This is a genomic window from Rhizobium sp. SAFR-030, from assembly GCF_059415005.1.
In genome coordinates this window covers 252,774-267,836 of sequence record NZ_JBPFDO010000001.1, presented here as the reverse complement: position 1 = coordinate 267,836, position 15,063 = coordinate 252,774, and the positions used below count along the sequence as shown (strand labels likewise).

Here is a 15,063-nt window from a genome sequence, read left to right as displayed (position 1 = left end):
CCACTGCGGCAGCGATCTGGAGAAAGTCATGGTGTTTTTCGTGCGTACTGCGGGCGAACAGGATGGCGAAGCCATCCGTACGCTGCTGATCGAAACCTGGCATGCGACCTATGACACCCTCTACGGCGAGACGAAGGTCAACGATCTGATCGCCGCACTGCATACGCCTGATGCCATCAGAGCGAGGATCGGCAAGCGCGATGGGGAATTCCTCGTCGCCGATGACGGCCGCAACCTCGGCGGCGTCGCCTATGCCGACATGTCGTCGCTGATGACCAAGACCGCCGTGCTGCACCAACTTTACGTTCGGCCGTCCTGCCAGGGGCAGGGCGTCGGTCGCGACCTGTTTGCCGAACTGGAGACCTGTTTCCCGGATGCCGAGATCATGCGGCTTGAAGTCGAACCGAAGAACACACGGGCCGTGTCGTTCTACAGCCGGTTGGGTTTCGTCGAGGTCGACCGGACGCAAAATTGCGCCACCACCGACAGCGGTATCGAGGCGGTGATCATGGAAAAGCCGCTGGAGCAGTAGCCGGGAGGATGGCGATGAGCGTCGAGGGATTGGTGATACGGCGGGCAGGCGAGGGCGACCTGCGGCAACTCGTGGCGCTGTTTGCCGAGGATGCCATCGGCTCGCATGGCGATACGACCGATGAAGACGCCTTCGAGGACTATCTGCGTGCCTTTCACGTCATCGACCAGTCGCCGAACGAGCAACTGTTCGTCGCGGAACTGGACGGAGACATCGTCGCCACCTACCAGATGACACTGCTTCGCACGCTGCGAGGCCGGGGAGCCGTCGATGCCCAGGTAGAGGCCGTTCATACAAGATCCGACATGCGTGGCCGTGGCGTCGGCGCACAGTTGATGCAGCATGCAGAGGCCGAAGCCCGCCGCCGCGGCTGCCGTCTGCTGCAGTTGACCTCCAATGCGGCACGCGTCGATGCTCATCGGTTCTATGACCGCGCCGGCTTTGGACGCACGCATCTCGGCTTCAAGATGAAGCTCAAATAGTCATGGGCGGGCCTGCGAGTGCTGGACAAGGCCGGCCCGAGATTGCATAAGCGGGGCAAGGAAACATTCCTTGTCTGTCGCGAGGACGTTGGAAAAAAATGAAGAATCTGCTGCTTCAAATCTTCACCTGGTGGAACGGCCAGACGCTCGGCACCCGCTTCTTCACATGGCGCAAGGGCACGCGCGTCGGTGAGGACGAGTTCGGCAACGTGTATTTCGAAGGCCCGATGAGCTCTTATGGCCTGCCGCGCCGATGGGTGATCTACAAGGGCTACGCGGAAGCCTCCGCCATTCCCGCAGGCTGGCACGGCTGGATGCACCACCGCACCGACGTTCCGCCGTCGAAGGAAACCTATGTCGAGCGCGAGTGGCAGAAGTCGCATCGCCCCAACATGACCGGCACGCCGCAGGCCTATCGTCCGAAGGGTTCGCTGGAGGCGACGGGTGAGCGTCCGCGGGTCACCGGCGACTATGACGCCTGGACCCCCGGCGGCTGATGTCGCCTCCGCGTTGAGGCCACATTTGCGGCCTAACGCGTCTGGTCCCGGCACATGGTCGGGACTGGCTCTTGCTCACGGTGAATTGGCTGATGCGACACTCTTCCCTACGCTCGCTCGTCTACGGGCTCTCGCTCCTTGCGACGGTGGTGCCGTTCGTCGAAGAGGCAGAGGCTGCGCGGCTGGAGAATCCGGTCGCGGAGTTTTCCGGCATCGACAAGATCACCGGCCGCATCACCAAGTTCGACGTCTATGTCAACGAAACCGTCCAGTACGGCGCGCTTCAGGTGACGCCAAAGGTCTGCTTCTCGCGTGACGACACCGAAGCGCAGAAGGTTGACGGCTTCATCGAGGTTGACGAGATCACGCTCGATCGGAAGATCCGCCGCATCTTTACCGGATGGATGTTTGCCGACAGCCCGGGTCTCAACGCTGTCGAGCACCCGATCTATGACGTCTGGCTGACGGGCTGCAAGCAGCAGTCCGACGTTCCCCCGCCGGCATCGGCGGGCAAATAGCCGACCGTTCAGTCTTCGCCTGAAAAGGGCAGGTGTGGCGATTCGATCGCCGCGCGCAGCAGCTTCAGATAATCGTCCTTGGCCACATCCACGGCGCCGAACGTCTTCAGGTGTTCGGTGGTAAACTGCGTGTCGAGCAGCCGGAACGCGCGCGCGTTCAGCCGTTCCACCAGGTGTACGAGGCAGATCTTGGAAGCATTGGTGCGCCTGGAGAACATGCTCTCGCCGAAGAAGGCCGCACCCAGCGACACCCCGTAAAGTCCACCGACGAGTTCGTCGCCTTCGAAGGCCTCGACGCTGTGAGCGTGCCCCATGCGGTGCAGGTCGGTATAGAGCTGGCGGATGGTGGAATTGATCCAGGTACTGGGACGGTCGTCCGCTTCAGCCGCACAGCCGGCCATGACGGCCTCGAAGGCGGTATTGACCCGGATATCGAGAGAGGACTGCTTCATCGCCTTGCGCAAGCTGCGCGAGACGTGGAAGGCGTCGAGGGGCAGGATGCCCCTGACTTCAGGTTCGACCCAGAATATCTCCGGATCGTCGGCCGAATCGGCCATCGGGAACAGCCCTATGGAATAGGCGCGCAGCAGAACATCCGGCGTAATGGCGGGATAGTATCTGCCGCGCCGCCCAGCCATTGCTATCCTTCGACCTTGTCACCGGCCAGATACTTTTCCAGCCAATGGATGTCGTAGTCGCCGTTGGCGATGTCCTGGTTGGAGACCAGATCCTGGAACAGCGGCAGCGTCGTCTTGATGCCGTCGACGACGAACTCGTCGAGGACGCGGCGCAACCGCATCATGCACTCGACGCGGGTGCGTCCATGCACGATCAGCTTGCCGATTAGGCTGTCGTAGTAAGGCGGGATCTTGTAGCCGGCATAGGCGCCCGAATCGACGCGTACGCCAAGGCCACCCGGCGCGTGGAAGTGCGTGATCGTGCCCGGCGAAGGGACGAAGGTCCGCGGATCCTCGGCATTGATCCGGCATTCGATCGCGTGGCCGGAAAAGACGATGTCTTCCTGCTGGACCGACAGGCCGGCACCAGATGCGACTCGGATCTGCTCGTGCACGAGGTCGATGCCGGTGATCGCTTCGGTGATCGGATGCTCCACCTGAAGGCGGGTGTTCATTTCGATGAAATAGAACTCGCCGTTCTCGTAGAGGAACTCGACGGTTCCGGCGCCGCGATACTTCATCTTCTTCATTGCGTCAGCGCAGATCTGGCCGATCTTCATCCGCTGCTCGACGTTGAGGGCAGGGGAGTTTGCCTCTTCCCAGACCTTCTGGTGACGGCGCTGCAGCGAGCAGTCGCGTTCGCCGAGATGGATGGCATTGCCTTCGCCGTCGCCGACGACCTGCACTTCGATGTGCCGCGGCTTGCCGAGGTACTTTTCCATGTAGACGGCGTCGTTGCCGAAGGCTGCGAGTGCCTCGGAACGTGCCGTCGAGACGGCCTCATCGAGGTCTGCTTCGGTCTTCGCCACCTTCATGCCGCGACCGCCGCCGCCGGCCGTCGCCTTGATCAGGACCGGGAAACCGATCTGCCGCGCGATCTCCTGCGCGTTCTCCGGCAGCACTTCACCGTCCGAACCCGGAACGACCGGGATGCCAAGCTCGACCGCCGTCTTCTTGGCGGTGATCTTGTCGCCCATCAGACGGATGTGTTCCGCCGTCGGGCCGATGAAGGTGATGCCGTGCGCATCGAGAATATCGGCGAACTTGGCGTTCTCCGACAGGAAGCCATAACCCGGATGCACAGCATCGGCGCCGGTGATTTCGCAAGCGGCAACGATCTGGTGGATGTTGAGGTAGCTGTCGCGCGAAGGCGGCGGCCCGATGCAGACGCTTTCGTCGGCCAGCCGCACATGCATGGCGTCGGCGTCAGCCGTCGAATGAACGGCAACAGTGGCGATACCGAGCTCCTTGCAGGCGCGCAGCACCCGCAGGGCGATTTCGCCGCGATTGGCGATGAGGATCTTGGAGATCATGGGCAAAGCCTTACTCGATCACAACGAGCGGCTCGCCATACTCAACCGGCTGACCGTCTTCGACGATGATTTCCGTCACCTTGCCGGAGCGCGGTGCCGGGATCTGGTTCATGGTCTTCATCGCTTCGATGATGAGCAGCGTCTGGCCTTCCTTGACCGTGGCGCCGACTTCGATGAAGGGACGCGCGCCCGGAGCCGGCGACAGGTAGGCAGTGCCGACCATCGGTGCGGCAAGCGCGTTGCTGCGGTCCTTCTTGGCTTCAACGGCCGGGGCTGCAGGAGCCGCTGCCGCCGCCGGCGCAGCATACGTCATCGCCTGCGGTGCGGCCTGGACGTATTGCGGAGCCGTGATGGTACGGGAGACGCGGATGCGGACATCGTCCTGTTCGACCTCGATCTCGGTCAGGTCGGTATCATTGAGGATGTTCGCCAGATCGCGGATCAACCCCTTGTCGATACCGGTTTTGTTCTCAGACATGGTCAACCTATCTGTTCTGTTGTTCTTAGCTGGTTATGTCGTGCAGCGCGTGTAGCGCAAGGACGTAGCCCTTGGGACCCAATCCGCAGATCATGCCCTTGGCGGCCGGCGCAATCATCGACTTGTGCCGGAATTCTTCGCGCGCATGAATGTTGGAAATATGGACTTCCACCACGGGCACGGCGATGGCGCGGATCGCGTCGTGCAGGGCGATCGACGTATGGCCATAGGCGCCCGGATTGATAATCACGCCCTTGGCGCGCTCACCGGCCTCCTGCAGCCGGTCGACGAGCACGCCCTCGTGGTTGCTCTGGAAGCATTCGACAGTAAACCCCAGGCTTTCGCCCGTCTCGATGCAGTCGTTCTCGATGTCCTTGAGGGTCTTGCCGCCGTAGATGCCCGGCTCTCGCTTGCCAAGCAGATTGAGGTTAGGCCCGTTGAGGACAAAGATGGTCTTGCTCATGGATTACCCGTCAGAAAAATCAGGGCCACCTATAGACCGGCACAGCCTCAAGGAAAAGCCCCCGGCTGTGAAAGCCGTGCATAACCGGGGGATGTGCAAGAACAGGAGGGCAGTCCGTCAGCAGGTCGCCTTGCCGCAGACGCGCATGTTGGCGATCTTTTCTGCCAGTTGCTGTTTTCCGACTGCGCCGAACAGAGCCTCTTCGCCGACGACGTAGAAGGGCGTACCGGTAACGCCGAGCGCATTGGCGATTTCATAGGTTGCGCGAACCTGCGGCTCGTTGGGGTTCTTCTCCATCGAAGCGCGGATGGCAGCTGCCGAGATCCCCAGGCCGGTGGCGACCTCGATCGCCGTGTCTTCCGTCGCGCGTGTCTGGCCGCCCAGCAGGCCCCGGTGAAACTCCGGGTACTTTTCGGGCGCGATCAGCCTGACCGCATTGGCCACCCGGTGAGCCGCCATCGAATCCGGCCCGAGAATGGGGAATTCCTTCAGCACGAAACGGACGTTCTTGTCGGCCGCCAGAACGGTCTCCATGTCGGACAGCGCGTGCTTGCAGTAGCCGCAGTTGTAGTCAAAGAACTCGACGATGGTGACATCGCCCTTCGGATTGCCGAGCGTGATATCGCTTGCCGACGAGAAGATCGCGTCCTTGTTCGAGGCGATACCGGTCGACGACTGGGCGACGCGCATCTGCTGCTGCTTCTTCTCCAGCGCGTCCTGAACCTCCAGCATGATCTCCGGGTTCTCGATCAGGTATTCCCGCACGAACGCACCGATTTCCTTCTTCTGCTGGTCATCGAGTGCCGCGGCGCTGCCAGCGAAGGGCAGGCAGGAGATGCCGGTCATCAGTACGGCGGCAACGATCTTGGTGACGGGCGTCATGTCTTTCCTCATCGATTGGTTGATGCGGCTCTCGGACCCGGTCCGGGCGCATGCTTCGATAGCTGATTTGGTTTGCACCATAGAGGGTAAATGCGCCGCGCTCAAACTCACGTCTGCGTTTCGGCCCGTCTGTCGCGCCCGGTCGTTTCGTCGCCCGGCGAGCCATTGGACGAAGATGTCGGGGCAAATGAAGACGGCCGCATTTCTGCGGCCGTCGACAGGTAGATCAGATCGAAGGCTTCTCAGAGAAAGCCGCGGCGCTGCCACCAACCGGCTTTCTTCGGCTTGCCGGCATCGGCGGTGTCATCTGCGGCAGGCGCATTCGACTTCACGACTGGCTCCGAGGAGCTGATATTGGAGGCGCGATTGGTCCGCACCTTCTTGTCTTCGGCCGTGTCCTCGGCATCGCCTTCTCGCGCAGATGCTGCGGCTTCCGGCTGCGCCTCAACCTCTGCCGGGATCTCCGGCTCGGCAGCAGCGGCGCTGACCGGTTCGGCAGGCTCTGCAGCAGCCTCTTCCGGCGTTGCGACCGGAGCCTCAGCTTCCGCGGAAGGGGTTGCCTGCGGCTCGATGGCCGGGGTCTCGATCGTCTCGGCAGCCACTTCCTCGGCGTCAACCGTGCTTGCCTTGGCCTTGCGGGTCCGGCGCGGCCTTGCAGGCTTTGCATCCGAAGCGACTTCGGCAGCTTCCGGCGGACGTTCCGCTACGGTCTCGGCAGCAGCCGATTCCGCGGCAACCACCGCATCGGTGCCTTCCGCTTCGTCTGCGGACACGGCTGCGTTGCCATCGCCTTCATCCGAGCCGTTTGCCTCGTCTTCCTGGCGGTTGCGGCGACCGCCGCGCTTGCCGCGACGGCGGCGCTTGCGGCGCTGGCTGTCGTCACCGTCCGCTCCGGCATCCTCGGCACGGGCTTCGTCCGTCTCGCCGGCGTCGTCATCTTCGCCACCGTCGCTGTCGTCCTCGTCGTCCGACAGCTCGGCTGCATCATTCTGCGGCTGGTCGCCGTTGCGTTCGCCACGGTTGCGACGACGGCGGCGACGCTTGCGCTTCTTGCCGTTCTGGTCGTCTTCGCCGCTGCGCGCTTCCTGCGGCGCCGGAGCGCTGCCGGAGATCTCCTCTTCGATCTCTTCCTCGTCGGCCTCGATCACCAGATCGTCGTCATCCTCTTCGACCGGGATGGCGGCGAACTGCATCAGGCTTTCGATCTTGACCGGGTTCTCGACAGGCTCGCCGCGATCGATGGCGAAATGGGCGGAGCCGATCGTCGCGTCCGATTCGATGTAGATCGCCACGCCGAAGCGGTTCTCGTAGTCGACAACGCTGCCGCGCTTCTGGTTGAGCAGGTAGAGAGCGATATCCGGCGTCGTGCGCACGGTGATGTCGTGGGTGGTGTTCTTGAGGAGGTGCTCCTCGATGCCGCGCAGCACATGGAGCGCGACCGACGACTGCGACCGGACGTGGCCGGTGCCGCCGCAATGCGAGCAGATCTGCGTCGTCGACTCAAGAACGCTGGCGCGGATGCGCTGACGCGACATCTCCAGCAGGCCGAAATGCGAGATCCGGCCGACCTGGATGCGGGCGCGGTCGTTCTTCAGGCAATCCTTGAGCTTCTTTTCGACGGCGCGGTTGTTGCGCTTCTCTTCCATGTCGATGAAGTCGATGACGATCAGGCCGGCAAGGTCGCGCAGGCGCAGCTGGCGTGCGACTTCCTCTGCAGCTTCCAGATTGGTCTGGAGTGCGGTGTCCTCGATCGAATGCTCGCGCGTCGAGCGGCCGGAGTTGACGTCGACGGCAACCAGCGCTTCGGTCTGGTTGATGATCAGGTAGCCGCCGGACTTCAGCGTTACCTGCGGCTGCAGCATGCGGTCGAGCTGCGCCTCGATGCCTGACCGTGCGAAGATCGGATGCATGTCGCGGTATGGCTGAACCACCCGTGCGTGGCTCGGCATCAGCATCTTCATGAAGTCTTTCGCTTCACGATAGCCTTCTTCGCCGGACACGATGACTTCGGAAATGTCCTTGTTGTAGAGGTCGCGGATCGAACGCTTGATCAGCGAACCTTCTTCGTAGACCAGGCACGGCGCGATGGAATTCAGCGTCAGCGTGCGGACGTTTTCCCACAGGCGCATCAGGTATTCGAAGTCGCGCTTGATTTCGACGCGCGTGCGGTTGGCACCGGCGGTGCGCAGGATGACGCCCATGCCCTGCGGAACTTCAAGCTCGCGGGCGATTTCCTTCAGACGCTTGCGGTCCGTCGGCTGGGTGATCTTGCGGGAAATGCCACCGCCACGCGCGGTGTTCGGCATCAGCACCGAATAGCGGCCGGCAAGCGACAGATAGGTGGTGAGCGCTGCGCCCTTGTTGCCGCGTTCTTCCTTGGCGACCTGGACCAGCAGGATCTGCCGGCGCTTGATCACTTCCTGGATGCGGTATTGCTTGCGGGGCTTGCGGTAGACGCGATCCGGAACCTCTTCCATGGCGTCTTCGGCGCCGACGGACTCGATTTCTTCCTTCTCGTGATGGTCGTCATCGTCATCATCGTCGTCGCGGCTGCGACGGTCGACGACTTCCTCGGAGATGGAGTCGGTTTCGACCATGGCCGCCATGGTATCCGGCGTGCTGTCGTCGTCGGCATCGGTTGCCTGAACGGCGGGCGTCTCGCCAGCCTGTTCGGCGCCGGCTTCGGAGGCCTCAGCGGCGGCATCGTCGCCAGCCGGCTCTGCAACCTTCTTGCGGGCGCGGCTGCGGCGCGGCTTTGCCTTGGGCTTGTCTTCGGCGACAGCCTCGACCTCGGCGCCAGCAGCCTGTTCAGGCTGATCGGCCGCGGTCTCGTCGGCTGCGACGGTCTCTTCGCTTCCAAGGGCTGCCTCAACCTGGGCCACGACCTTGGCATTCGGACGTTCGACCTTGGGAGGATCGCCGGCCGGCTCCGAATCGAAGTCCGCATGGCGACGCTGGTCTTCGGCTTCCGCCTGCATCAGCGCCTGCCGATCCGCGAGCGGGATCTGGTAGTAGTCGGGGTGGATTTCAGCGAAGGCCAGGAAGCCGTGACGGTTGCCGCCGTAATCGACAAACGCCGCCTGCAGCGAGGGTTCGACGCGGGTCACCTTCGCCAGGTAGATATTGCCGCGTATCTGTTTCTTGTGTTCCGACTCGAAGTCGAATTCTTCAATCCGGTTGCCCCGGACGACTACAACGCGCGTCTCCTCTTCGTGAGACGCGTCGATAAGCATTTTGTCTGCCATTGAATATCTGCTCCTCGGCGCGGGATCGCATACGCCGAGAGGTCTGCCATGAAGACAGGCTTATCGTGGTTCGCGTCCGGTGCGCCGGATAAGAAAGATCCCGTTGGAGTGTTTGATGGCTGCACCGGCCGGACGCCGAAAGGAGCCTTGGGCCCGCTCAGCGTTTCCGTAATATGCAATCCGTGCCGCAACATCAAAGACCAGACGAGAAAGACGATACAATAGACCCTGACAGGGGCCCGATGAATTTGCTCCCGATGAGCGTGGATGGCGAGCCATCCGGTACTGTCCCGGCCACCGCCGGATCGGATAGTGTTTCGAGCCAAGTGTAGAGACGGCGGATGTCTGCGGTCCGCGGCGCCAGAACTGAAACGCTGGCAGCCTATCGACAGACTATCCCGTCGACACTTAAACCCTCATAACCCTTGTATGTTTTATCCATAACAATAGCAAGCGGAAAGCCGGTTCTGCCTTATTGTGGATCAATTTCGCGGCCTTAACCCGCAAAACCCGGCGGGCGGCCGGGCGAGCCATTCGGCACGGCGGCATTTGCTCCCGATTCTGCCAATGGTGTAGAACGAGAATCAGACGTGTCGGCGGCGCGACACAGAACGGATTGCGGGGGCATGCGACAGACGAACGACCGTAGGGTGAGCGGTGACGGGTTCTCGCCGACCGCCAAGTCTAGGCGGCTTGGTTCGGTTCATGCGTGTGGGCCCTCTGGCGCCAGCGTACTCTTCATTGCTGCCTGGCTGGCGATCCTCCTGCTCGGAGCGACCGTGGTGCCTGCCGCGGAGACCCGCGGCGATGCGCTCCTTGCTTTCGGCGCGCGGATCGCCGGCGATGATGCGCGCAGCCGCGTCGTCATCGACTTCGATGGCAAGCCGTCCTTCTCCGTCCACTATCTTGCGGCGCCCGAGCGCATCGTCATCGACCTGCCGTCAACGGCTTTCGGCTTTCCCGCCGACGATCTGGCGCCGCGCGGCCTGTTCCAGGATATTCGTTATGGGGCGATGGACGAGGGCAGCGCGCGGATCGTCTTTACGCCGAACAGACCGGTAAAGCTGGTCAATGCCGAAGTGCAGAAGAACGAGGGACATGGCTTCCGTCTCGTTTTGGATGCCGAGATGTCCACCGCCGAAGCAGTGGCCGAACTCGTGAAGACGCAGAGCTGGACCTCGGCAGAGCCCACGTCCGATCCGACGGCGGGTGTCGGCGCCTCCGCCGCCTCTCCTGATCCGGCAACCGATGCGGTGTTCACCATCGCCGTCGATGCCGGCCACGGAGGGATCGATACGGGGACGGTGGGCGGCAAGTCGGGCACACCGGAAAAGGAGATCACGCTCGCCTTCGCCCGGGATCTTGCCGACCGGTTGAACCGCGAGCCTGGGGTGAGGGCGTTCCTCACCCGCAAGAACGATACCTTCCTGTCGCTCTCCCAACGGGTGACGCTGGCGCGCCAGGGGGCGGCCGACCTGTTCATTTCCCTGCATGCCGACCAGTTGGGGCAGAAGGGCATACGCGGCGCGACCGTCTACACACTGTCGGACACTGCTTCCGACCGCATGGCCGCAGCGCTTGCGGCGCGCGAGAACCTGTCCGACCAGCTGGCCGGCTACGCCATCGAGAACGGTCCACCCGAAATCGCCGACATCCTTCTTGATCTTGCCAGGCGCGAGACGCAGGCGTTCTCGATCTCGCTCGCCCGCCGTCTCGTGAATTCCTTCAATGGGCAGATCGAGCTGATCAACAATCCGCACCGCTCGGCAGGCTTCCAGGTGCTGCGGGCGCCGGATATTCCTTCGATCCTGCTCGAACTCGGCTTCCTCAGCAACGAGGAGGACGAAAAGCTGCTGCTGGAGCCCGGCTGGCGGAGCAAGGTTGCCGACCTCATCGCCAAGGCCGTCACCGCCTATCGCCAGCAGACCGTCGTTGGTGGCGGCTGAGGCGAGCGTGACCTGAAAACGACAGCGGGCGGAGAAAGCCGCTGCGATGCGGCATATACAGGAACTTACCCTGGGTTTGTTGGGTCAGGGGCCCTATTTTACTCACATTCAAGGGTTTACTCGAACGACAGCAGACAGCGGCCGACTCACGGGCCGCGACTGGGCCGGCCGAGCCGCCGGACATGTGCCGGACTTGCACTTGTCGGATCGCCCGTGCAAAAGCCCTAAAAACATGAGATGGTGCGCCTGAGATGCGCCGGACACGACGAAACGGTAGCTTCGAATGATCAGATTGCTTGGATACTTCTTCGGACTGGCCTGCGTTGCCTTCTTCGCAGTTGCCGCCGTCGTCGCTGTTTATCTCGCCAGCGTATCCAGAGACCTGCCGAACTACGAGGTTCTGGCGTCCTACGAGCCTCCGGTCGCGACCCGCGTGCACGCCGGAAACGGTGCGCTGATGGCGGAATATGCGCGCGAAAAGCGGTTGTTCCTGCCGATCCAGGCCATTCCCGACCGCGTCAAGGCAGCGTTCATCGCCGCCGAAGACCAGAACTTCTACACGCATCCTGGCATCGACTTCTGGGGCCTGACGCGTGCCGTCGTCAACAACGTCCAGAACATCGGTTCCGGCCGGCGCCCGGAAGGCGCTTCGACAATCACCCAGCAGGTGGCGAAGAACTTCCTTCTGTCGTCCGACCAGACGATCGACCGCAAGGTCAAGGAAGCGATCCTCTCCTTCCGCATCGAGCAGACCTATTCCAAGGACAAGATCCTCGAGCTCTATCTCAACGAGATCTTCTTCGGCTTCAACGCCTATGGCATTGCCGGCGCGGCACTCACCTATTTCGACAAGTCGGTGACCGAACTGACGATCGCCGAAGCCGCCTTCCTCGGTGGGCTGCCGAAGGGGCCGGCCAACTATAACCCGTTCCGCCATGAAGAGGCGGCCCTTACCCGCCGCAACTATGTCATCACCCGCATGGCCGAAGACGGCTACATCACCGCCAGCGATGCCGAGGAGGCGAAGAAGCAGCCGCTCGGCGTGAATATCCGCCGCGGTGGGTCGTCGCTCTTCGCATCGGAATATTTCTCCGAGGAAGTGCGCCGCCAGATTATCGAGAAATACGGCGACAAGGCGCTCTATGGCGGTGGCCTGTCGGTTCGCACCTCGCTCGATCCCGATCTTCAGGTCATGGCGCGCGCCTCGCTGCAGAAGGGCCTCGAGGAGTATGATCAGCGTCGCGGCTTCCACGGCGCTCTCGGCAAGGTATCGGTCGAAGGCGACTGGGGTCCGGAGCTTGCCAAGTTGCCGACCCTTCGGGACGTGCCGGAGTGGAAGCTCGCGGTCGTCCTGACTGTCTCGGCAAAGAGTGTCGATATCGGGCTGCAGCCTTCAACGGTCGGCGGCAAGGTCGAGGAAACCCGGACGCGCGGCCAGATCTCGGCCGAGGACATGAAGTGGGCCTACCGCGACGCCAAGGGAGAGCGCAAGACCGCAAGGTCGCCGGAAGGCGTGCTCCATCCGGGTGACGTCGTCTACGTCCAGCCGGTCGACGGCAAGGATGGCAGCTACAGCCTGCGCCAGCCGCCGAAGGTGCAGGGCGGCATGGTCGTCATGGACCCGCACACCGGCCGCGTGCTGGCGATGGTCGGCGGCTTCTCCTTTGGTCAGTCGGAATTCAATCGGGCGACCCAGGCGATGCGACAGCCCGGCTCCTCCTTCAAGCCCTTCGTCTATGCGGCAGCACTCGACAACGGCTATACCCCGGCCTCCGTCATTCTTGACGCGCCGATCGAGATGGTGTCGGGCGGCCAGGTCTGGCGGCCGGAAAACTATGGCGGCGATTCTGCCGGACCCTCGACGCTGCGCCTCGGCATTGAAAAGTCGCGCAACCAGATGACCGTCCGCCTGGCGCAGGACATGGGCATGGAGGTTGTCGCGGAATATGCCAACCGCTTCGGCATCTACGACAAGATGCCGCCGCTGCTGGCGATGTCGCTGGGCTCCGGCGAAACCACGGTGCTGCGAATGGTATCGGCCTATTCGGTCATCGCCAATGGTGGCCAGCAGATCAAGCCGACGCTGATCGACCGCATCCAGGACCGCTACGGCAAGACCATCTTCCGTCATGAGGAACGCACCTGCGAAGGCTGCAACTTCAACAGCTGGGCCGGCCAGGACGAGCCGACGCTGGTCGATAACCGCGAGCGGGTTCTCGATCCGATGACCGCCTACCAGATCACCTCGATGATGGAAGGTGTCGTGACCCGCGGCACCGCCGCCGGCAAGATCCCCGTCAAGGACCGTCCGGTGGCCGGCAAGACCGGCACCACCAATGACGAGAAGGATGCCTGGTTCGTCGGCTTCACGCCGGATCTGGTGGCTGGCCTCTATGTCGGCTTCGATACGCCTGCGCCGCTCGGCCGGGCGGGCACCGGCAGCGGTCTTGCGGCGCCGATCTTCGGTGATTTTCTCGCCAAGGCTGCGAAGATGTCGCCGCCGACCAAGTTTCAGGTGCCGGCCGGCATGCAGTTCATCTCGGTCAACCGCAAGACCGGCATGGCCGCCTACGAGGGCGAGCCGGATACCATCGTCGAGGCATTCAAGCCCGGCACCGGCCCGGCCGACACGCTGGCCGTCATCGGCATGGACAGCCAGTTGCCGCCTCAGGAAATCCTCAAGACCTCGCCGCAGACGCAGCAGGCAGTGACCTCCGGCTCCGGTGGCCTCTTCTAGCGATACGATCCGCCCGGCCGGCTGGCGACAGCCTGTCGGGCTTTACATCGCCTGAGCCTGCCACTATGCACGGCGCGATCTTCCCTAAAGGACCGTAATCACACGATGCGCAACGAAACCCTGAATATTATCGATGAAATCAAGCAGGCCATAACCCTGCTGAGGAGGCATCTTTGACTGGGATCAGGCGGTAAGACGACTGGACTGGTTGAACAACAAGGCCGAAGATCCGACCCTTTGGAACGATGCGGCCGAAGCCCAGAAGCTGATGCGCGAGCGCCAGCAACTCGACGATTCCATCAGCGGCGTGAAGGCGCTTGAGCAGCAGCTCAAGGATAACGTCGAGCTGATCGAGCTTGGCGAGGAAGAGGGCGACGACGGCATCGTGCGCGATGCCGAGGACGCCTTGAAGGCGTTGAAGGCGGAGGCCAACCGTCGACAGGTGGAAGCCATGCTGTCCGGCGAAGCCGACGGCAATGACAGCTACGTCGAAGTCCATTCCGGTGCCGGCGGTACCGAGAGCCAGGACTGGGCCAACATGCTGCTGCGCATGTATACCCGCTGGGCGGAACGCGCCGGCTTCAAGGTCGAGCTTCTGGAAGTGCATGACGGCGACGAAGCCGGCATCAAGTCGGCGACGATCCTCGTCAAGGGCCACAATGCCTATGGCTGGCTGAAGACCGAATCCGGCGTGCACCGCCTCGTGCGGATCTCGCCCTACGACAGCAATGCGCGCCGTCACACCTCGTTTTCGTCCATCTGGGTCTACCCGGTGGTCGACGATTCGATCCAGATCGACATCAACGAAAGCGATTGCCGCATCGACACCTACCGGTCGTCCGGCGCCGGCGGACAGCACGTCAACACCACCGACTCGGCCGTGCGTATCACGCATATTCCGAGCGGCATCGCGGTGTCGTGCCAGCAGGAGCGGTCACAGCACAAGAACAAGGCGAAGGCCTGGGAAATGCTGCGCGCCCGTCTTTACGAGGTCGAGCTGAAAAAGCGCGAGGAGGCGGCAAACGCCGAAGCCGCGTCGAAGACCGATATCGGCTGGGGTCACCAGATCCGTTCCTACGTGCTGCAGCCCTACCAGCTGGTGAAGGACCTGCGCACCGGCGTCGAGAGCACGGCGCCTGGCGATGTGCTGGATGGCGAACTGAACGAGTTCATGGAAGCAGCGCTAGCCCATCGCATCAGCGGCGGTGCCGGCGAGGTTGCCGACATCGACTGAGCCTGAGGCTCCATCCAGTGACTGAGCCTGAGGCTCCATGCAGTTCTGAAAGCGGCCCG

13 protein-coding genes are annotated in these 15,063 nt (G+C 62.8%); 7 read left to right on the top strand and 6 right to left on the bottom strand.

The window, feature by feature from the left end; translation table 11 throughout:
* The first annotated feature begins 31 nt into the window (after positions 1–31).
* From ACR65N_RS01400 to ACR65N_RS01385, 4 genes are all read left to right on the top strand, one after another.
* Positions 32–532 carry a GNAT family N-acetyltransferase gene (locus tag ACR65N_RS01400; RefSeq protein WP_440456097.1) on the top strand — a complete coding sequence of 167 codons (501 nt, stop codon included), beginning with the start codon at positions 32–34 and terminating at the stop codon, positions 530–532.
* A gap of 8 nt (positions 533–540) precedes the next feature.
* Positions 541–1,014: a GNAT family N-acetyltransferase gene (locus ACR65N_RS01395; protein ID WP_440455443.1), complete on the top strand. Its 474-nt coding sequence runs from the start codon at positions 541–543 to the stop codon at positions 1,012–1,014.
* A gap of 98 nt (positions 1,015–1,112) precedes the next feature.
* The gene (locus ACR65N_RS01390) at positions 1,113–1,511 is read left to right on the top strand and encodes an NADH:ubiquinone oxidoreductase subunit NDUFA12 (protein WP_430305052.1); all 399 of its coding nucleotides are present in this window, start codon (positions 1,113–1,115) and stop codon (positions 1,509–1,511) included.
* Between the two features lie 92 nt (positions 1,512–1,603).
* Complete coding sequence (locus tag ACR65N_RS01385; protein WP_430305051.1) at positions 1,604–2,029, top strand: DUF2155 domain-containing protein; 426 nt, start codon at positions 1,604–1,606, stop codon at positions 2,027–2,029.
* Positions 2,030–2,037: 8 nt separating this feature from the next.
* Here ACR65N_RS01385 and aat read toward each other — a convergent pair whose 3' ends face one another.
* The 6 genes from aat to ACR65N_RS01355 all read right to left on the bottom strand — a co-directional run bounded on the left by aat (position 2,038) and on the right by ACR65N_RS01355 (position 9,087).
* Positions 2,038–2,667, bottom strand: coding sequence for a leucyl/phenylalanyl-tRNA--protein transferase (gene aat, locus ACR65N_RS01380; protein WP_440455442.1), 630 nt, complete (start codon positions 2,665–2,667; stop codon positions 2,038–2,040).
* Positions 2,668–2,669: 2 nt separating this feature from the next.
* A complete protein-coding gene (gene accC, locus ACR65N_RS01375; protein ID WP_430305049.1) occupies positions 2,670–4,019 on the bottom strand; it encodes an acetyl-CoA carboxylase biotin carboxylase subunit in 1,350 nt (449 codons plus the stop codon).
* 10 nt (positions 4,020–4,029) lie between these two features.
* On the bottom strand, positions 4,030–4,497 hold the full coding sequence (accB, locus tag ACR65N_RS01370) for an acetyl-CoA carboxylase biotin carboxyl carrier protein (protein WP_440455441.1): 468 nt from the start codon (positions 4,495–4,497) through the stop codon (positions 4,030–4,032).
* Between the two features lie 25 nt (positions 4,498–4,522).
* On the bottom strand, positions 4,523–4,960 hold the full coding sequence (gene aroQ, locus ACR65N_RS01365; protein WP_440455440.1) for a type II 3-dehydroquinate dehydratase: 438 nt from the start codon (positions 4,958–4,960) through the stop codon (positions 4,523–4,525).
* Between the two features lie 117 nt (positions 4,961–5,077).
* Positions 5,078–5,842, bottom strand: a complete 765-nt coding sequence (locus ACR65N_RS01360) for a DsbA family protein (protein ID WP_440455439.1) — start codon at positions 5,840–5,842, stop codon at positions 5,078–5,080.
* 242 nt (positions 5,843–6,084) lie between these two features.
* Positions 6,085–9,087: an Rne/Rng family ribonuclease gene (locus ACR65N_RS01355; RefSeq protein ID WP_440455438.1), complete on the bottom strand. Its 3,003-nt coding sequence runs from the start codon at positions 9,085–9,087 to the stop codon at positions 6,085–6,087.
* Between the two features lie 626 nt (positions 9,088–9,713).
* Between ACR65N_RS01355 and ACR65N_RS01350 the strand changes: the two genes are divergently transcribed.
* From ACR65N_RS01350 to prfB, 3 genes are all read left to right on the top strand, one after another.
* Positions 9,714–11,033, top strand: coding sequence for an N-acetylmuramoyl-L-alanine amidase (locus ACR65N_RS01350; RefSeq protein ID WP_440455437.1), 1,320 nt, complete (start codon positions 9,714–9,716; stop codon positions 11,031–11,033).
* Positions 11,034–11,316: 283 nt separating this feature from the next.
* Positions 11,317–13,770, top strand: coding sequence for a penicillin-binding protein 1A (locus ACR65N_RS01345; RefSeq protein WP_440455436.1), 2,454 nt, complete (start codon positions 11,317–11,319; stop codon positions 13,768–13,770).
* 105 nt (positions 13,771–13,875) lie between these two features.
* Positions 13,876–15,004, top strand: a protein-coding gene (gene prfB / locus ACR65N_RS01340; protein ID WP_430305041.1) for a peptide chain release factor 2 whose coding sequence is annotated in 2 segments (ribosomal slippage) — positions 13,876–13,944 and positions 13,946–15,004 — 1,128 coding nt in all. Because the reading frame shifts where the segments join, the coding sequence is not laid out codon by codon here.
* Positions 15,005–15,063 lie beyond the last annotated feature (59 nt).

Coding starts and splice junctions, on each gene's coding strand:
- ACR65N_RS01395 (WP_440455443.1), top strand. CDS start 541: ATGGCGATGAGCGTCGAGGGATTGGTGATACGGCGGGCAGGCGAGGGC.
- ACR65N_RS01390 (WP_430305052.1), top strand. CDS start 1,113: ATGAAGAATCTGCTGCTTCAAATCTTCACCTGGTGGAACGGCCAGACG.
- ACR65N_RS01385 (WP_430305051.1), top strand. CDS start 1,604: ATGCGACACTCTTCCCTACGCTCGCTCGTCTACGGGCTCTCGCTCCTT.
- aat (WP_440455442.1), bottom strand. CDS start 2,667: ATGGCTGGGCGGCGCGGCAGATACTATCCCGCCATTACGCCGGATGTT.
- accC (WP_430305049.1), bottom strand. CDS start 4,019: ATGATCTCCAAGATCCTCATCGCCAATCGCGGCGAAATCGCCCTGCGG.
- accB (WP_440455441.1), bottom strand. CDS start 4,497: ATGTCTGAGAACAAAACCGGTATCGACAAGGGGTTGATCCGCGATCTG.
- aroQ (WP_440455440.1), bottom strand. CDS start 4,960: ATGAGCAAGACCATCTTTGTCCTCAACGGGCCTAACCTCAATCTGCTT.
- ACR65N_RS01360 (WP_440455439.1), bottom strand. CDS start 5,842: ATGACGCCCGTCACCAAGATCGTTGCCGCCGTACTGATGACCGGCATC.
- ACR65N_RS01355 (WP_440455438.1), bottom strand. CDS start 9,087: ATGGCAGACAAAATGCTTATCGACGCGTCTCACGAAGAGGAGACGCGC.
- ACR65N_RS01350 (WP_440455437.1), top strand. CDS start 9,714: ATGCGACAGACGAACGACCGTAGGGTGAGCGGTGACGGGTTCTCGCCG.
- ACR65N_RS01345 (WP_440455436.1), top strand. CDS start 11,317: ATGATCAGATTGCTTGGATACTTCTTCGGACTGGCCTGCGTTGCCTTC.